General features: G+C 68.9%; 7 protein-coding genes and 2 pseudogenes. 7 read left to right on the top strand and 2 right to left on the bottom strand.

Translation table 11 applies throughout. From position 1 onward, the window contains the following. Positions 1 to 205 precede the first annotated feature (205 nt). Positions 206 to 1,678, bottom strand: coding sequence for a PucR family transcriptional regulator (locus tag EMO90_RS09970; RefSeq protein ID WP_150354342.1), 1,473 nt, complete (start codon positions 1,676 to 1,678; stop codon positions 206 to 208). Positions 1,679 to 2,151: 473 nt separating this feature from the next. Beyond that, entirely contained in the window at positions 2,152 to 2,763 is a 612-nt protein-coding gene (locus EMO90_RS09965) for a biotin transporter BioY (protein WP_150354341.1), read from the bottom strand. Positions 2,764 to 2,929: 166 nt separating this feature from the next. Between EMO90_RS09965 and EMO90_RS09960 the strand changes: the two genes are divergently transcribed. From EMO90_RS09960 to EMO90_RS09935, 7 genes and pseudogenes are all read left to right on the top strand, one after another. Next, on the top strand, positions 2,930 to 3,883 hold the full coding sequence (locus tag EMO90_RS09960) for a biotin--[acetyl-CoA-carboxylase] ligase (protein ID WP_223849782.1): 954 nt from the start codon (positions 2,930 to 2,932) through the stop codon (positions 3,881 to 3,883). 55 nt (positions 3,884 to 3,938) lie between these two features. Next, positions 3,939 to 5,900, top strand: coding sequence for an ATP-binding protein (locus tag EMO90_RS09955; protein ID WP_150354340.1), 1,962 nt, complete (start codon positions 3,939 to 3,941; stop codon positions 5,898 to 5,900). Then, complete coding sequence (locus tag EMO90_RS09950; protein WP_150354339.1) at positions 5,897 to 7,573, top strand: acyl-CoA carboxylase subunit beta; 1,677 nt, start codon at positions 5,897 to 5,899, stop codon at positions 7,571 to 7,573. The genes EMO90_RS09955 and EMO90_RS09950 overlap by 4 nt, the downstream gene beginning before the upstream one ends. A gap of 80 nt (positions 7,574 to 7,653) precedes the next feature. Further along, positions 7,654 to 12,910, top strand: a pseudogene (locus EMO90_RS12735) (fatty acid synthase subunit beta domain-containing protein); the annotation flags it as partial. 200 nt (positions 12,911 to 13,110) lie between these two features. Continuing rightward, positions 13,111 to 17,112 (top strand): annotated as a pseudogene (locus EMO90_RS12730) (beta-ketoacyl synthase N-terminal-like domain-containing protein); the annotation flags it as partial. 336 nt (positions 17,113 to 17,448) lie between these two features. Beyond that, entirely contained in the window at positions 17,449 to 17,934 is a 486-nt protein-coding gene (locus tag EMO90_RS09940) for a holo-ACP synthase (protein WP_150354337.1), read from the top strand. 132 nt (positions 17,935 to 18,066) lie between these two features. After that, entirely contained in the window at positions 18,067 to 19,905 is a 1,839-nt protein-coding gene (locus EMO90_RS09935; protein WP_150354336.1) for an alpha-amylase family protein, read from the top strand. The last annotated feature ends 84 nt before the right edge of the window (positions 19,906 to 19,989 follow it).

Raw genomic sequence — 19,989 nt, 5'->3', positions numbered from 1 at the left:
AGTCCGATTCCCCATTCGCGGGGAGTCGGACTCCTTTTGCGTTTAGGGGCGTGGCGGGGAATTAAGGATCCTTCGGCTACGCGCTTCGGTGTCCGGCTGCGCCGGACCGTCGCCGCCTTGGCGGCGGCTCCTCTCGCCTACGGACAGCCCACAGGGCTGTCCGCTTCACGGCTCAGTGCTCAGGATGACGGAAACCGATTTCCAGTCATCCTGAGCGAAGCGAAGGATCCTTGGCCATTCGCACCAAATCACGGTTCCGGCTCAGCGCGCGGGCGTCCATGATGCGCCCGATCTTGATGGCCGTGAGCAGCACGTACGCCTCGCGCGGGGTCATTGGGTCCCATCCGGTGAGCTCCACCGAACGCTTGAGCCGGTAGCGCACGGTGTTCGGGTGCACGTTGAGCTCGCGTGCCGTGGTCTCCAGCGAGCTGCCGGACAGTAGGAACGCGGACACCGTGGCGAGCAGGGGATTCTCCTGATCGCCCTCGCCGCGCAGGGACAGGTACACGCTGCGGTACAGCTCGTCGCGGGCGTCCCCGTCGCCGAACAGCGCGCGCTCGGGCAGCACATCGTCGGCCCTCAGGGGGCGGTGGGTTTCGTTGACGGCGGGCGCCACATCCATGGTGCTCAGCGCGGCGCGCACCGATGCGGCCGCCCCTTGGATGCCATGGCGCACGGGGCCCAGGCAGAGGGGAAGATCGGCGGAGAAATCGGCCTCCACGGCCGCGCAGTAGTCTTCGGGGGCACCGTGGCCGCGCGGGTCCACCAAGGTGATGAACAGGTTGTCATGATGGCTCATCAGGCAGTCGCCGCCCAGCGACCGCACCTCGCCGCGGATCCGCCGCTGCAGGATGCCCGCGCGGATGTCCCCGTCCTGGGCGAGCGCGCCCACGATCGCGAAGCAGTCAAAATCGGCCGGCCAGCCGAGCATCGTGATCCTGCTGGCCACATGATGGTCGGCGACCCCGTCTGCCAGATCCTCAATGATGAGGGTTTCGATCCGGGCATCCCAGTCGCTGCGCGCCTCGGCGGAGGAGGCATACACATTCGCGGCGGAGAACGCCACCTCGCGCGCATAGTAGAGCATCGCGTTGCGCGTGGCCTCCTCGCGGCCGCGGCGGGTGAACTTGCCCACATTGCGCTCCAGAATGTCCACGATGAGGCGCGTGACGTCGAGCGCCTGCTTGAGGCTGATGGTTTTGGTGAGCTCCAGCGGCGCGACGAAGAAGATGCGGTCGGTGGAGGGGACGCCGGTTTTACGGCCCGCGTTGAACACGTTGGTGCTGAGCCAGGTGATGAAGTCGGCCACCGCGGTTTCGATCACAAGGTTGAGCTGATCGCGATCGGCGGGGGAGAGACCCTTGTACCAGTCGAGGTCCTTGTCGAGGCGCTGCTCGGCCTTGTCCACCACCACCCAGACATCGTCGGGCAACTGGGGACGGACATCGGGAAGCTTGGCGCGGCGGAAACGGCGGGCGATGGCTTCGGGATCTGCAGCGGACCGGGCCGTTGCGGCCCTAGTCGTGCCGGTTGTGCTGGATTCCTTGGCGGTTCCGGCGTCGGAACCGGTTGCGTACGCGGGCGTGGGGACCGCTTGGCGCTCCTCTTCGGGCGTGGCAGACCGACCGGACGGCTTTGTGCCGGCCGGCGACGACTTACCACCCCACCACGGACTCACAGCCCTCTAGTATATTGAGAGTTTGGCTGAAAATCCGGCAAGTCGGCACAGAGCGGAATCGGCGGGCGGGATGAGCTCGGGGACGCCGTCATCCTGAGCGAAGCAAACTGGGCAGATCACGTCCGCTGCACGCCGAAATCGGCCTCCAGATGACCAGATCTGCCCAGTGTGACCGGGCGCGTGACGCGGCGTGGACACACCCGGTCACGGGGCGACAGAAACGTTGAAATAAAGCCATTTTGAAACTACCGTGACCGGGAATGGGCACGCCGGGTCACACGCCGTGTCATCCTGAGCGAAGCGTAGCGGAGTCGAAGGATCCTTCGTCATTTTGCACAAAGTCATAGTGCAGATGGCCAAGGATCCTTCGACTCCGCTACGCTACGCTCAGGATGACAGCGGGAGGGCTGCGCTGCACTCAGGATGACCGGAGGGGGAAGACTGGGTACGGCGCAGGATGAGGAAAGGACCGGTCAGCGGCTCAGACGAGCCACGCCGGCCGCGACCAGGGTGGCGACGACGGCCTTGACCACATCGCCGGCCACGAAGCCCATGGACGCAAGGGTGACGGCGAGGATCGGGGCACCGGTGAAGGCGGACTGGACCAGGATGCCGAAGGCGTAGACCACCGCGACGCAGCCGATCAGCGCGGCGAAGAACAGGCGGGCCAGTCGAAGTGCGGCTGCGGCGCCGGAACGGGAGCCGTTGCCGCGGGAGTCGGCGGAGCCCTTGAGCAGGGCGGTCACGATCACGCCGGGCAGGAAGCCGATCAGGAAGCCGGCGCTGGGCCCCACGAGCGCGGCGGTGGAGGCGCCGCCCGCAAAGACCGGCAGACCGGCGGCGCCCGCCAGCAGGTACAGGGTGACGGAGGCGCCGGCCTCGCGCCAGTTGAGGGTCAGGGCCGCGAGCATGACCACGAAGGTCTGCAGCGTGATCGGCACCGGCGTGCCGGGGATCGGGATCTCACCGGCGGCTGCGGCACCCCACAGCAGCGCCGCGAACAGCAGCACGCGGCCGGCGGGGGCGAGGATGCGGGAGCCCAGAGCGGGGGCTGCGACGGCGGGGGAGGGGGTGTGATTGGACATGGCGTTCCTTTCGAATGACGGCCCGCGTACGTCGCAAGGCCGGTATAACGGCCATCGTAGGAGCGGCGCGGCTACGGAGGCGTTTGTGGAAACCCACAAATCGGGGACGATTTTTTTGTCGGCGACGCCCATGACCCTCCGCTCGGCCGCGGCCTAGGTTGGAAACATGACCGTTTCCGTCCCGTCCATGCCGCGTACCGCACAGGTCGCCAACGCGTTCGACGCGCTCGCCGAAGTGGATTCCACCAACGCCGAGCTGCGTCGCCGATGCCTCGGCGACGATCCATTCGTGCGCCGGCTGATGGCGGAAGCGTGGAAGGGGAATCCACAGGGGGAAGGCAATGATCCCATGGGCGCGAAGGGCGTGCCCATGGGGGTTCTGGCCGCGCAGACCCAGACCGGCGGTCATGGCCGTCTGGGCCGTGCGTGGGCCGATGCGCCGGGTGAATCGTTCGTGGCGTCATTTTTGGCCGTGCTGCCGCGCAATGTGGTGTTCGGGCCGGATGCCGGCTGGCTCACACTGGCGGCCGGAGTGGCGGCCGTGGATGCGCTGCGCGGGGTGCTGGGGGATGTGGATGCGCAGCCGCTTCGCGATGGCGTGCGGCTGGCCGTGAAGTGGCCGAATGACGTGTTCGTGGTCGGGCCCGCCGCGGGCCGCAAGCTCGGCGGCATCCTGATCGAATCGGCCGAATTGCCCAAAACCGGTGCGGAACGGAATGCATGCGTGGCGCTGATTGTGGGCATCGGGCTGAATCTGGGGATCGCGGCGGATCGGTTGCCCACGGAGCAAGCCACGAGCCTGCAATTGGACTTCGGCCCGCTGCCGGCGTTCGACGAGTTGCGTGATCGGATCGGCGCGGCCCTGACGCATGAGCTTCGCTCGCAATTCGCCTCGCTCGCCTCAGGAACCGCCGAGGCCGTCCGGACGCTGCACGATCGGATGACGCGCGACTGCTGGACGCTGGGCCGGCCGGTGGAGGTCCGCTTGGTGGACGGCTCCGCACTGCGGGGCGAGGCCGAATCGATCGGCCCCGACGCCTCGTTGGTGGTGCGGGACGCGGCCGGGGAGTGCCATGTGGTGCATACCGGCGACGTTGGCGTGCTGGCTGCCGGCCGATGACATATGGAGTCCCCGTACGAGAACGTACGGACGGACAAACGAACGAAAGGAACGCATGAAGAAGCTGCTGATCGCGAACCGCGGCGAAATCGCGCTGCGCGTGGTGCGCACGGCCCAGGAGATGGGCATCGCCACCGTGGCCGTGTACGCCGACCAGGATCGTGATGCCCAATACGTGCAGATGGCCGACGAAGCCTATCTGCTGCCGGGCGACACCTACCGGGATACGTATCTCAACGAGGACCTGCTGATCGACATCCTCCACCGCTCCGGCGCCGATGCCGTGCACCCGGGCTACGGATTTCTCTCGGAGGTGGCCGGGTTCGCGCAGAAGGTGGACGACGCCGGCGCGATCTGGGTGGGTCCGGCGCCGCACGCCCTGACCGCGCTGGGCGACAAGATCAGCGCCAAGCACGTCGCCAAATCGGCCCGCGTGCCCTCCATCCCGGGCATCGCCGAGCCCGTGCACGACATCCGCACGCTGCTCGACTTCTCGCACACCTACGGCTATCCGATCATGATGAAGCGCACCGATGGCGGCGGCGGGCACGGCATCACCGTGGTGCACGACGACGACGAGCTGCGCAGCTTCTACCTCAACCACGACGCCATGCAGGGCGGCGATCTCAACGAGTACTTCATCGAGAAGTTCATCGACCGCTCCCGCCATGTGGAGACCCAGTCGGGCCGCGACAGCCACGGCAACTTCACCGTGTACTCCACTCGCGACTGCACGGTCCAGCGCCGCAACCAGAAGCTCATCGAGGAGGCGCCCGCCCCCTTCCTCACCAAGGACACGCTGCTGCAGCTGACCGGCTATTCCCGCCACCTGTTCGAGGAGGTGGGCTATGTGGGCCTGGGCACCTGCGAGTTCATGGTCACCCCCGCCGGCAAGGTCTATTTCCTGGAAGTCAACCCCCGTCTGCAGGTGGAGCACACGGTCAGCGAGGAGGTCTCCGGGCTCGATCTGGTGCGTGAGCAGCTCATCATCGCCGACGGCGGTTCGCTCACGCCCGCCCCGGCGCCGCGCGGCCACAGCTTCGAGCTGAGGATCACCTGCGAGGATCCGGCCACGAACCTCACCCCCAGCTCCGGCACGCTCACCCGGCTGGCCTGGCCGTCCGGACCCGGCATCCGCATCGATTCGGGCGTGCAGGAGGGGGATACGGTCTCCCCGAAGTTCGATTCGATGATGGGCAAGCTTGTGGTCACCGCGCAGGATCGTCAGGCCGCCGTGGCCCGCGTGCGCCGCGCGCTGCGTGAGCTGTCCATCGAGGGGGTGCCCACCCCAGCCAGCCTGTATGCGAAGATCTTCGCGGATCCCCGCTTCACCGCCGAGCACGGCCATCCGTTCGACATCAGCACCAAGTGGCTGGAGCGCACGTACCTGAACCGCGCCCCGCAGGCCGTGAACTCCGGCCAGCCCGCCTCTCTTGGCACCCCGGTCGCGGCCCCGGAGCGTCCGGCCACCGAAACGTTCGTGATCGAGGTGGATGATCGCCGCGTCAAACTCACCGTGCCGCAGGAGATCGTGGACGGCCTGACCGGCTCGCCCCGATTCCAGCGCGGCGACCGCAGGCCCACCCAGCCCCTGCGCGGATCGGGCGCGCACGGCGTAGATCCGGCCGTCAAGCGCGCCGACGAGTCCAAGTCCGGCGTCATCGCCTCGCCGATGCAGGCCGTGGTCACGCGCATCTCCGTGGCCGAAGGCGAGAAGGTGGCCAAGGGCGATCTGCTGGTGGTGCTCGAGTCCATGAAGATGGAGAACTACGTGTACGCCCCCGTCAAGGGCGTGGTGACCAAGATCTTCGTCTCGCCCGGCGATGGCGTGGAGGCCGGCGCGACGCTGGTCACCCTCGACGTCAACGCGGCCGTGGCGGACAAGGCCGGATCGGGCAAGGCCGGCGATGCCAAGGCCGGCAAGGGCAAAGCCGGCGATGCCAAGGCCACCGCGGAGGATGCCGCCGCGGACAAGTCCGGCGAGCCCACGTCCGAGGACGGAAAGGAGAACGCATGACCGACATCATCAGCGCCCCCGCCACCCAGCGCGCCCTGAACGATTCGGGCCGGTCGGATCCGTCGCAGCCGGCGCGCGGGGATCAGCCGGGCCAGCCCGGTCAGCCGGGCCAGAGCGGCGACGGCCGCACCCAGCCCCTGCGCCAGGCCGTGGTCCGGGCTGCGGAACTGGCCCGCGACGCCGAGGAGCGCGCCCGATCCCGCCAGCACGCCAAGGGCAAGCACACCGCGCGTGAACGTCTCGATCTGCTGTTCGACGCCGGCACGTTCGAGGAGATCGGCCGCTTCGCCGGCGGCAACATCAACAACGGCGTGGCCGGCAGCGCGGTCATCACCGGCTTCGGCGAGATCTACGGGCGCAAGGTGGGCGTGTACGCGCAGGACTTCTCCGTCAAGGGCGGCACGCTCGGCACGGCCGAGGGCGTGAAGATCTGCCACCTCATGGACAAGGCGCTGGACCTCAAGGTGCCGGTCGTGGCGATCGTCGACTCCGGCGGCGCGCGCATCCAGGAGGGCGTGGCGGCCCTCACCCAGTACGGCCGCATCTTCCGCAAGACCTGCGAGGCGAGCGGCTTCATCCCGCAGATCTCCCTGATCCTGGGCCCGTGCGCGGGCGGCGCGGTCTACTGCCCGGCGCTGACCGACCTGATCATCATGACCAAGGAGCATTCGAACATGTTCGTCACCGGCCCCGATGTGGTCAAGGCCGCGACCGGCGAGTCGATCAGCATGGACGAACTCGGCGGCGGATGGGTGCACAACGCGGTCTCCGGCGTGGCACACTACCTGGCGCAGGACGAGGCCGACGCGATCGACTATGCGCGCACCGTGCTCGCCTACCTGCCCTCGAGCAGCGACGCGCAGCCGCCCGTCTACGCCTTCGGATCGGGGCGCACCGAGCGGGAGGCCGCCAAGCGCCTCGCCTCGATCGTGCCCGACAACGACCGCCAGCCATACGACATGCTCGAGGTGATCCGCTGCATTGTGGACTACGGCGAATTCGTGCAGGTCCAGGAGCTGTTCGGCGCCTCCGCGGTGGTGGGCTTCGCGTGCATCGACGGCCGTCCGGTGGGCGTGGTGGCCAACCAGCCCAACGTTCGCGCCGGCATCCTCGACGTGGACTCCTCCGAGAAGGTGGCTCGGTTCGTGCGCCTGTGCGACGCCTTCAACCTGCCCGTGATCACGCTGGTGGACGTGCCCGGTTACAAGCCAGGCTCCGATCAGGAGCACGCCGGCATCATCCGCCGCGGCGCCAAGGTGATCTACGCCTACGCCAACGCGCAGGTGCCGATGATCACCGTCGTGCTGCGCAAGGCCTTCGGCGGCGCGTACATCGTGATGGGCTCCAAGGCGATCGGCGCGGACATGAACTTCGCCTGGCCCACCTCGCAGATCGCCGTGCTGGGCGCCACGGGCGCGGTCAACATCATCCACCGCAAGGACCTGCAGAAGGCCCGCGAGGCCGGCAGGGACGTGGACGCGCTGCGCAAGTCGCTCGCCGAGGAGTACGAGCGGACCACCGTCAACGCGAACCTTTCGCTGGAGATGGGCGAAATCGACGCGATGATCGACCCCGAGCAGACCCGCGAGGTGATCGAGGAGTCCCTGAGACTGCTCGCCACCAAGCGCCGCGTCAGGCGCACCGGCAAGCACCACGGCAACCAGCCGCTGTAGCCGGGCCCGCCGCTGCCGGACGCGAAACCGGGCATCCAAAACCTGTGAACCACGAGAACAACACACACAAAGGATATTCAATGACAGACGCATTCTTCCTCAGCCGCCTCGCCGACCAGCCCCACGCGCTGGCCTTCGCCGGGCAGTCCACCCCCTGGCCGGTCGCGCTCGCGGATGAGACCGCGAACCCCGCGCTCGACGCCTCCCTGCGCGCCCATGCCGCCGAGGCCGCCCGCATCCTCACCCCGGTGAACGCCGATCTGCTCGCCACCACCGGACGGCCCGTGGACCTGTTTGGCTTCGAGGCCAACCCGGCCCGTCTGAGCGCGGCCGCCGCGGCCCCCGCCAGCGTGCCCGGCATCGCGCTCGCCCAGCTGGGCGCCCTGCTCGACGCCCGCGATCTGGGCTACGACGTGGCGAAGGCCAATCCGCTCGCCGTGCTGGGCCACTCGCAGGGCATCCTGGCCGTGCATATGGTCCGCGCGATCCGCAAGGCCGGTTCGATCGAGGCCGCCGCCCGCGAGATCGACGGCATCCTCGCCATCGCCACCCTGATCGGCGTGGCCGGCACCCGCCAGGCCCGCATGATCGCCCTCAACGCCGCATCCGGCGACGCCACCCCGATGCTCAGCGTCAAGAACGCCACGCGCGCCCAGGTGGACGCGCTGATCGCCCGCGTGGTCAATCCGCGCGGCCCGATCGCCATCGCCGTGACCAACTCCGCCAACCACTACGTGCTCTCCGGCTACCCGGAGGATCTGGCAGCCTTCGAGATCGAGGTGGGCAAGGAGCACCGCAAGCAGGCCAAGCTGCGCGAGGAGAAGGTGCGCGGCGGCCGCGTGTTCGACCCGACGCTGGAGTACCTCGAGGTCACCCTGCCGTTCCACTCGCCGCTCATGGCTCAGGCCGTGGAGCAGACCGTGGCATGGGCCGCGGACTGCGGGCTCGACGCCGACCACGCCCGCGCGCTCGCCGACGAGGTGCTGCTCAACCATGTGGATTGGGCCGCCCGTGTGCGCGAGGCCATGGAATCGACCGATCCGGCCACCCTGTGGGTGGTGGACTTCGGCCCCGGCACGATCGTGGGCAAGCTGCTCGCCACCGTGGCGCAGGGCACCGGCGTGGGCGTGGTGGACGCCTCCACCACAGCCGCCCGCGCGGCGCTGTCCACGCTGGAGGCCGAGCCGAACCGCACGCAGAACTGGACCCGTTTCGCCCCGCGCGTGGCCCACACGCCGGCCGGCAGCAAGGTGGTCACCGCGTTCAGCGAGCTGACCGGCAAGCCGCCGGTGCTGCTCGCCGGCATGACCCCCACCACCGTGGAGCCGGAGATCGTGGCCGCGGCCGCCAACGCCGGCTACTGGGCCGAACTCGCCGGCGGCGGCCAGGTGACCGCCGAGGTGTTCGACCGCCACGTGGCCGGCCTCGAGAAGGAGCTCGAAGAGGGCCGCACGGTCGAATTCAACGCGATGTTCATGGACCGCTACCTGTGGAACCTCCAGTTCGGCTCGCAGCGCATCGTGCCGAAGAAGCGCGCATCCGGCGCGCCGATCGACGGCGTGGTCGTCTCCGCCGGCATCCCCGAGCAGGACGAGGCCGTGGAGCTGGTGCGCAAGCTCAACGCCGACGGCTTCCCGTACGTGTGCTTCAAGCCCGGAACCGTGGACCAGATCCGCCAGGTGGTGCGCATCGCCAAGGCCGTCGCGCCCGTCAAGGTGATCGTGGAGGTCGAGGGCGGCGCGGCCGGCGGCCACCACAGCTGGGAGTCTCTGGACGATCTGCTGACCTCCACCTACGCCCAGGTGCGCGAGCAGCCCAATCTGGTGCTTGTGGCCGGCGGCGGCATCGGCACGCCCGAGCGCGGCGCCGACTACATCACCGGCGTCTGGTCGCGCGCCTACGGCCTGCCGGACATGCCGGTCGACGGCGTGCTGGTGGGCACCGTGGCCATGACCGCCAAGGAGGCGCACACCAGCCCGCAGGTCAAGCGGATGCTGGTGGAGACCCCCGGCATCGACCCGTCCGCCGAGGAGAAGGATCCGTTCGCGCCGATCGGCGAGCGCTGGGTGCCGTCCGGCAAATCCGTGGGCGGCGTCGCCTCCGGCCTGAGCCACCTGCACGCGGACATCTACGAGGTGGAGAACGCCTCCGCCCGCTGCGGCCGTCTGCTCGTGCGCGTCATGAAGCACCCCGAGGAGCTGCAGTCCCGCCGCGCGGAGATCATCGAGGCCCTGGACGCCACCGCCAAGCCGTACTTCGGCGACCTCGCGACCATGACCTACCTCGACTGGGCCCGCCGCTTCGCCGCCCTGTCCTTCCCGTGGGCCGATCCGACCTACGCCGACCGCTTCCTGCACCTGCTGCAGCGCATCGAGGCCCGCGTGCGCGACCAGGAATCCGGCGAGTTCGATTCCCTGTTCGCCGGCCGCGCGGACGTGGAGTCCGATCCGGTGGCCGCGATCGACCGCCTCGCCGAGGCGTACCCGGCCGCCGGCGAGCTCAAGGTGGTCCCGGCCGATGTGGCTTGGTTCCCGGTGCTGGTGCGCGAATACCCCAAGCCCATGCCGTTCGTGCCCGTCATCGACAACGATCTGCTGCGCTGGTGGGGCCAGGACCAGCTGTGGCAGTCCGAGGATCCGCGCTATTCCGCCGATTCCGTGCGCGTGATCCCCGGCCCGATCTCCGTGGCCGGCATCACCACCGTGGACGAGCCGATCGCCGACATCCTGGGCCGCTTCGAGCGCGCGATGGTGGAGCGCGTGGCCGCCGATGAGTCCTCGGCCGAAACCGCGTCCGCCGACGCCTTCGCCACGCTGGCCGCCGCGCCCACCGCCGAATCGTTCATCCGCCGCAGCCCCAACATCTCCTGGGTGGGCCACCTGATGATCAACCCGGCCTACGGCACCCCGGACGGCGACGCGGACTATGAGATCCGCCACGTGGGCGTCACCGACCGCGGCGATCTGTACGATCTGGACATCCATCTGGACACCTACTGGGACAACGATCCGGACGGCGGCAGGAGCAAGCACGCCGTGCGAGACATCGTGATCCCGCTGCTCGTGGACGCCTCCAAGCCCGGCCGCGTGCCCGTGGTAGACCGCGAGACCCTGCCGGCGCACGTCTACGCGATGCTGGCCGCCACCGCCGGCATCGGCAACACCGCCATCACCGGCGACAAGCTCACCGCGATGCCGGCCGTGAACACGTCCGAGACCACCGCTCCGGACGGCGGCGAGGCCCCGTTCGGCACCGTGCGCGCCTCCTACACCCTGTCCGCCAACCTCGGCTTCGACCATGAGGCGGCCACCGGCGGCGCCCTGCCCGCCAGCCTCGTGCCCTCGCGCATCGCCCCCGACGCGCTTGTGGGACCCGCATGGCCGGCCATCTACGCGGCCCTGGGCTCCGTGTACGTGAACGGCTTCCCGGTGATCGAGGGCCTGCTCAACGCCGTGCATCTGGACCACCTGATCGCGCTCGAGGCCACCGAGGACGAGCTGCTGAAGCACACCGGCGAGACGATCGGCCTGACCAGCTGGGCCGAGGACTACTTCGAATCCGCCTCCGGGCGCGTGGTGACCATCCACGTCATCCACACCGCCGCCGACGGCACCGTGCTGGCCCGCGAGACCGAACGCTTCGCGATCCGCGGCCGCGCCTACTCCGACGCGCTGCCGGCCGAGGCCCCCGCGTGGGGCGGCCTCGACGCGGACGTGATCGACACCCCTCGCCGCCTGCTGCGCCGCGTCACCGTGGCCGCGCCGGGCGAGATGACCGCCTTCGCGCGCACCTCCGGCGACTTCAACCCCATCCACACCTCCCGCCGCGGCGCCGCCGTGAGCGGCCTCAACGCCCCGCTCGTGCACGGCATGTGGCTCTCCGCCACAGCCCAGCACGCCGTCCAGGCCACGGACGGCAAGGGCGCGCACTACGAGATCGCCGGATGGACCTACAACATGTACGGCATGGTCCAGCTCAACGACCGTGTGGAGATCTCCGTGGAGCGCGTGGGCAAGGTCAACCACGGCGGCATGGTGCTCGAGGTCACCAGCCGCATCGACGGGCAGATCGTCTCGCGCGGCACCGCCGTGGTGCGCGCGCCCAAGTCCGCCTTCGTCTACCCCGGCCAGGGCATCCAGAAGCAGGGCATGGTGCTCGACGAGCGCGCCAAGTCGCCCGCCGCCCGCGAGGTGTGGGAGCGCGCCGACAAGCTCACCCGCTCCAAGCTCGGGTTCTCGATCCTCGCCGTGGTGCGGGACAACCCCAAGGAGCTCATCGCCAACGGCGTGACCTACCGCCATCCGGAGGGCCTGCTCAACCTCACGCAGTTCACGCAGGTGGCGCTCGCCACCGTGGCGTTCGCCCAGACCGCGCGTCTGCGCGAGGCCGGCAGCGACATCTGGCCCGCCTACTTCGCCGGCCACTCGCTGGGCGAGTACAACGCGCTGAGCTCCTTTGCGGGCATCATCCCGCTGGAGACCGTGCTGGAGCTCGTGTTCCACCGCGGCTCCACCATGCACCACCTGATCGAACGCGACGCGCAAGGCCGCTCCAACTACCGCATGGGCGCCTTGCGCCCGAACCAGTTCGGCGTGGGCGACGACGGCGTGAAGGCGTACGTGGAGTCCGTGGCCAAGGCCAGCGGCGAGTTCCTTGAGATCGTCAACTACAACCTGGCTGGCGCGCAGTACGCGGTGGCCGGCACGATCGCCGGACTGAAGGCCCTGCAGGCCGATTCCAACCGCCGCGCCAAGGAGGCGGGCGGCAAGCCGGCGTTCATGCTCGTGCCCGGCATCGACGTGCCGTTCCATTCCACGCTGCTGCGCAAGGGCGTGCCGGAGTTCCGCGACAAGCTGGACGCCCTGCTGCCCAAGCACATCGACTACCGCGGACGCCTGGTGGGCCGCTACATCCCCAACCTGGTGGCCGTCCCATTCGAGATGACCAAGGAGTTCGCCGCCAAGATCCTCGAGGTGGTGCCCTCCGAGCGCATCCGCGAGGCGCTGGACAAGCCGGAGGTGTGGGACGCCTACGCCGCCGACGACCAGAAGCTGGGCCGTCTGCTGCTGACCGAGCTGCTCTCCTGGCAGTTCGCCTCCCCGGTGCGCTGGATCGAAACCCAGTCGCTGCTCTTCGGCGAGGAGTCCCGCGGCGGGCTCGGCGTGGAGGAGTACGTGGAGGTGGGCCTTGGCAACGCGCCGACGCTCGCCAACCTGGGTGCCAAGACCCTGCGCCTGCCCGATTTCAAGAACCGCCACGTCACCGTGTACAACGTGGGACGCGACGAGGGGCGTGTGTACATGACGGATTCGGACTCGCTTGTGAGCGAGGACGAATCCGTGGCTGAGCCGACAAGCGGAAAGCCCAGTGGGCTTTCCGCCGGCGAAGGCGAGCGCGATAGCGTCCGCAACGGCGGCGCAGCCGCCGCGACGTCTGCCTCCGCGGCTCCCGCTGCCGCGCCGGCCGCACCTGCAGCCCCGGCACCGGCCCCCGCAGCCGGTTCCGCCGTCGCCGAACTGGGGTCGGCACCCACCGGCCCCGTCGCGGACCTGCCCTTCAAGGCGTCCGACGCGATCGGCGTGCTCATGGCCTACTCCACCAAGGTGCGCATCGACCAGATCGGCGCGAACGACACCACCGACACCCTGACCAACGGCGTCTCCTCGCGCCGCAACCAGCTGCTCATGGACATCAGCTCCGAGCTCGGCGTGGCCAGCGTGGACGGCGCGGCCGAGGCGACGCTCACCCAGCTCGCCCAGATCGTCAACAAGGTGGCCCCGAACTACAAGCCGTTCGGCCCGGTGCTCTCCGACGCGATCCGCGACCGTCTGCGCGCCCTGTTCGGCGCCGCCGGCGTCAAGCCCGCCCACATCCGCGAGCGCGTCACCGGCGTGTGGCAGCTCGGTGAGGGCTGGGTCGCGGCCGTGACCGCCGCCCTGCTGCTGGACACCCGCGAGGGCGCCAGCTCCCGCGGCGGCGATCTGGCCAAGCTGCCCACCAACGCCGCCGCCAACGCGGCCGCCGCGGACAAGCTGATCGACGACGCCGTGGCCCTGGTGGGCCAGACCAAGGGCGTGGCCGTCTCCAAGCCGTCCTCCGGGGTCGGCGCGGGCGGCGCGGTGGTCGATTCCGCCTCGCTCGACGCCTTCGCGGAGAAGGTCACCGGTGCCAACGGCGTGCTCGCCGCCACCGCCCGCTACGTGCTCAAGGAGCTCGGTCTGAACGAGCCGATCGCCCAGCCCGGCGAGGACGAGAACGCCGCCGTGGTCGAGGCCGTGAACGCCGAGCTCGGCTCCGATTGGCCCGAGCAGGTCGCCCCGCGCTTCGACGCCAACAAGGCGATCCTGTTCGACGACCGTTGGGCGTCCGCCCGCGAGGATCTGGCCCGCGCGTTCCACAACCGCGACGCCGCCGAGCTCGACGGATCGTTCCTGGGGCTCGGCAAGGCCGTGGCCGCCGAGGCGAAGTGGTACGCCGATCGTCTGGGCGCGGATTCCGCAGGCTCGGATTCCACTGACGCCGAAGTGCTGAAGGCTACCTTCGAGCGCATCGCCGCCGAGGCCCTCGAGCCAGTGACAGATGATCCGGCCGCCAGCCGCTTCGCGGGCGACGTGGCCGTGGTCACCGGCGTGGCCGCGAACTCCATCGCCGGCGAGGTCGTCTCCGGCCTGCTGGCCGGTGGCGCCACGGTGATCGCCACCTCGCACAGCTTCCGCCCGTCCATCAAGGCATGGGCCAAGCGCGTCTACCGCGAGCATGCGGCCGGCGACGCCCGCCTGTGGCTCGTGCCCGCCAACCTGTCCAGCTACCGCGACGTGGACGCGCTCGTGGCCTGGGTGGGCAACGTGCAGAAGAAGGTCAACGGCGCCACCACCACGATCCTCAAGCCCGCCTACGAGCCGAGCCTGTTCTTCCCGTTCGCGGCCCCGCCGGTCCACGGCACGCTCGCCGATTCCGGCCAGCTGTTCGAGTCCCAGGCCCGCCTGATGCTCTGGGGCGTGGAGCGCGCGATCGCCGGACTCGCGGCCATCGGCGCGGACACCGACGTGCAGCACAAGCTGCATGTGGTGCTGCCGGGCTCCCCGAACCGCGGCGTGTTCGGCGGCGACGGCGCATACGGCGAGGTCAAGAGCGCATTCGACGCGATCGTCAACCGCGCCCGCGCCGAGCGCGTCTGGTCGTCCCGCGTCACCTTCGCCCATCCGAAGATCGGCTGGGTGCGTGGCACCGGCCTCATGGGCGGCAACGATCCGCTGGTGGATGTGGTGGAGCGCCACGGCATCCGCACGTACTCCACGGCCGAAATCGCCGTGAAGCTGCTCGATCTGTGCACCTCCGCCTCGCGCGCCGAGGCCGCCAAGGCCCCGCTCGACGTGGACCTGACGGGAGGCTTGGGCAACGAGCCGATCGACATCCGCGCGCTGCGCGCCGAGGCATTGGCCGATCAGGCGGCCGCGGCGGACAAGGCCGGGGACGCCAACGCCGCATCCCACGCACCCGCCGGGGCGCGGATCAAGGCATTGCCGACGCCGTTCGTGCCGCGTCAGGCGACCGTCGATCCGGACGCTTGGAAGTCCGTCACCGCCCGTCCCGAGGACGAGATCGTCATCGTGTCCGTGGGCGAGCTGGGCCCGTGGGGCTCCGGCCGCACGCGCTTCGAGGCCGAGCTGGGCATCCACCCGGACGGCACGGTCGACCTGTCCGCCGGCGCGGTGCTCGAACTCGCCTGGAACATGGGCCTGCTCACCTGGCAGGACAGCCCCAAGCCGGGCTGGTACGACACCGACGGCAACCTCGTGCCGGAGGAGGACATCGCCGAGCGCTACCACGACGAGGTCGTGGCCCGTTCCGGCATCCGCCCCTTCGACGAGGGCATGGGTGCCGACTACAAGGACGGCGCCGACGAGGAGGAGGCCGAGGTCTTCCTGGACCACGACGTGACCTTCTCCGTGCCCACCGAGGACGTGGCCCGCGAGTACGTCAAGCTCGACGAGGCCCACACGTCGATCGAGCGCGACGAGGAGAGCGGCGAGTGGACCGTCATCCGCCACGCCGGCTCCATGATCCGCGTGCCCCGCCGCGCCACCATGACCCGCACGGTCGGCGGCCAGTTCCCCAAGGGCTTCGACCCGATCAAGTGGGGCATCCCCGCCTCCATGGTGGGCGATGTGGACGAGATCGCGCTGTGGAACATCGTGACCACCGTGGACGCCTACCTGTCCGCCGGCTTCACGCCCGCCGAGATCCTCCAGTCCATCCACCCGTCGCTGGTCGCCAGCACGCAGGGCACCGGCTTCGGCGGCATGCGCTCCATGCGCAAGCTGTACCTCGACCGCTTCCTCAACCACGAGATCCCCACGGACATCCTGCAGGAGGTCCTGCCGAACGTGGTGGCCGCGCATGTGATGCAGTCGTACATCGGCGGCTACGGCAACATGGTCCAGCCGGTCTCCGCCTGCGCCACCGCCGCGGTCTCCCTTGAGGAGGGCTTCGACAAGATCGCCCTCGGCAAGGCCGACTTCGTGGTCACCGGCGCGATCGACGACATCGGCGTGGAATCCGTGATCGGCTTCGGCAACATGAACGCCACGGCCAACTCGGCGGAGATGTACGGCAAGGGCATCGACGCGCGCTTCTTCAGCCGCGCGAACGACCGTCGCCGCGGCGGCTTCGTGGAGTCTCAGGGCGGCGGCACGATCCTGCTGACCCGCGGCGACATCGCCCTGAAGCTCGGTCTGCCGGTGGCCGGCGTGATCGGCTACGTCCACAGCTTCGCAGACGGCGCCCACACCTCCATCCCCGCCCCGGGCCTTGGCGCCCTGGCGGCCGGCATGGGCGGGCGCGACTCGAAGCTGGTGCGCGATCTGGCGAAGCTCGGCGTCACGCCGGACGATATCGCCGTGGTCTCCAAGCACGACACGTCCACCAATGCGAACGATCCCAACGAGTCCGAGCTGCACAACACGCTGGCCCACGCGATCGGCCGCACGGACGGCAACCCGCTGTTCGTGATCTCGCAGAAGACCCTCACCGGACACGCGAAGGGCGGCGCCGCGATCTTCCAGATCAACGGCCTCACCCAGCTGTTCAGGTCCGGCGTGATCCCGGCCAACGCCTCGCTCGACTGCGTGGATCCGAAGCTCTCGCGCGACGACCACATGGTCTGGCTGCGCACCCCGCTGCACGTCGGCGCGGTCAAGGCCGGCCTGGCCACCTCGCTCGGCTTCGGCCACGTGTCCGGATTCGCTGCGATCGTGAGCCCCGGCGCCTTCGAGGCCGCCGTGGCGCACACCGCCGGCGCGGACGCCCTTGAGGCGTGGCGCGAGCGCGCGAACGACCGACTCGCCGCCGGCCAGCGCCGCCTCGAGGAAGGCATGATGGGCCGCGCCCCGCTGTACGAGCCGATCGAGAACCGCCGCTTCCGCGAGGACGGCGCCAAGCTCGCCGACGGCACGCGCTACAACGCCCACGAGGTGGAGAAGGCCATGCTGCTGAATCCTGACGCTCGCCTCAGCGAATCCGGCTTCTTCGAAGCCTGACCCGCTTCGGTTCGCGTCAGGATTCCGTCGCCGCCTTGGCGGCGGCTCCTCTCGCCTACGGGGAGCCCGCTGGGCTCCCCGCTTCACGGCTCGACCTGATGCTCGCCTCGGCGCATCCGGCTTCTTCGAAGCCTGATGCGGGTCCCCTCCCGTCATCCTGAGCGTAGCGCGAAGCGCGGAGTCGAAGGATCCTTAACCATCCGCATTGTGACTTTGTGCGCAATGGCCAAGGATCCTTCGACTCCGCTACGCTCCGCTCAGGATGACGGGGAGAGCTCAGGATTACGCTCGCTCAGAATGGCGGAAATACGCTCCAACACGGCGGAAGGAGGGCCCATGATCCTCGGATTGGGGCATGACGTGGTGGACGTGGCCGCGTTCGCCGCGCAGCTGGCAGAACCGGGCACGCGCATGCGCTCGCTGTTCTCCGCGCGCGAGTTGCGTCAGTCGGCCATGCGCGGCGAGGTCAGGCATGATGGCGAGGCCGTGCATCTGGCGGTCAGATGGGCCGGCAAGGAGGCGGTGCTCAAAGCCTGGTGCGAGGCGCTGGCCCGTGCCGGAGCCCCCGCGCCCTACACGCTGGACGACTTCCCCTGGGGCGGCATCGAAATCCTCGACGACTCCCGCGGGGTGCCGCGCGTCGTACTCCGCGCCGATGTGGGGCATGCCCTCGTCGCCTCGCTGGCTGGGACCTTCGCTCAGGACGGCGGTATGACCGGGGAAGCGCCCAGCTGGCACATCTCCCTGAGTCATGACGGGCCGGTGGCCTCCGCCGTGGCAATCCTGGAGTCGCGGACGGGGAGGTCTGCGGAAGAACGGTGAGGAATCGGCCGTGGACGAGCCGTTCCAAGGTGTCTCCAAGTGGCGTGTCGAACCGGTTTGATATATGCTGTTGATCAACGTCAAACAATTGACGCGCATCACGGAAATCACCGGAACGAAGGAGTTCTTCCCATGCCCAAGGCCGCACGCAAGACCGCTGTCCCCGAATCGGTCCCCGCCCCCGCATTCGCCGAGCGCCTCGCACAACGCCGCGACGAGCTCGAATGGCTGTTCATGGAACTGTACGATGACCGCGCCGCGTTCCAGCGCCTGCTGGACACCATGTCCGAGTCGTCGGCCGCACGTCCCGAGGACCTCCGCGACCTTGACGAGGCCCGCGAGAAGGACCCCGAATGGTACAAGCGCGGCGACATGTTCGGCATGACCATGTACACCGACCTGTTCGCCGGCAGCCTCAACAAGCTCGCGGACAACATCCCCTACCTCAAGGAGCAGAAGCTCACCTACCTGCACCTCATGCCGCTGCTGCAGATGCCGCACCCCTACAACGACGGCGGCTATGCGGTGGAGGATTTCGACAACGTCGACCCCATGTTCGGCACCAACGAGGATCTGGCCGCCCTCACCAGGAAGCTGCGCGCGGCCGGCATCAGCCTGTGCCTCGACTTCGTGATGAACCACACGGCATCCTCCCACCGCTGGGCCAAGGCCGCCGAAGCGGGTGACCCGGAGTATCAGGACTACTACTTCTGCTACGACGACCGCACCGTGCCCGATGAGTATGACGCGCATGTCCCGCAGGTCTTCCCCAACACCGCTCCAGGCAACTTCACCTGGAACGAGAAGATGGGCAAGTGGGTCATGACCCAGTTCTACCCGTTCCAGTGGGATCTGAACTACCGCAATCCCAAGGTGCTCGTGGGCATGCTCTCCAGCGTCATGCATCTGGCCAATCTGGGTGTGGAGGTGTTCCGTCTGGATGCCGTGCCGTACATCTGGAAGGAATTCGGCACCAACTGCCGCAACCTGCCGCAGGTCCACACCATCGTCCGCATGCTGCGCATCGTGCTTGAATGCGTCTGCCCGGCCGTGGTGCTCAAGGGCGAAGTGGTCATGGCGCCCAAGGAGCTCGCCGCCTACTTCGGCACCCCGGACAAGCCGGAATGCCACATGCTGTACAACGTGTCGATCATGGTCAACCTGTGGAGCGCGCTCGCCAACGGGGACACCCGCCTGCTCAAGGCGCAGATCGACGCGCTGGACGCCCTGCCGGACAACTGCTGGTTCGTCAACTACCTGCGCTGCCACGACGACATCGGCTGGGGTCTTGACGAGGACGAGGAGCGGCGTCTGGGCATCGACCCGCTGAAGCACAAGAAGTTCCTCTACCACTTCTACGAGGGTGCGGTGCCCGGCAGCTGGGCCATGGGCGAGCTGTACAACTATGACGAGGCGTCCGGCGATGCGCGCAGCTGCGGCACCACCGCGAGCCTGACCGGCGTGGAGCGCGCGATCATCACGCACGACCGTCCCGCGCTGGACACCGCGGTGGATCGTGATCTGCTGCTGCACCGGGCGATGTCGTTCCTGCGCGGTTTCCCGATGCTCAGTTGCGGCGACGAGATCGCCCAGCTCAACGGATGGGACTACAAGGAGGATCCGTCGCGCATCGACGACAGCCGCAACCTGCATCGCAGCCGGTTCGATTGGGACAAGGCCGCACTGCGCCATACGCCCGGCACGCTGCAGAACCGCCTGTGGGAGGGCATGGAGTCGCTGCGCGAGATGCGGGACGACCCCTGCTTTGCGCCCGACGCCTGGGTGACCACATGGGATGCGCACAACGATGCGGTGCTCGCCGTGCTGCGCAAGCAGGGCGATCGTGTGATCGTGGGGCTGTTCAACTTCTCCGGCGTCGCGCAGTCGGCGCGGCTGGACGGCTCCGAAGGGGTGATGTCGGCGTTCGATGCCGAACTCGCACCCTATGAGGCGCGCGTGATCGTCCGGTAGGGATGAGCGCAGCGGGTGATCGGCGCCGATCACCCAATGGATTCGCTCATTTTGCGGGCTTACTGAGCCAGAATGAGCAGATCG

The organism is Bifidobacterium vespertilionis, assembly GCF_008698145.1.
GTDB classification, from domain to species: Bacteria; Actinomycetota; Actinomycetes; order Actinomycetales; family Bifidobacteriaceae; genus Bifidobacterium; species Bifidobacterium vespertilionis.
Note: the sequence above shows the minus strand (reverse complement) of the source record. Positions and strands in the feature narration are given on the sequence as shown.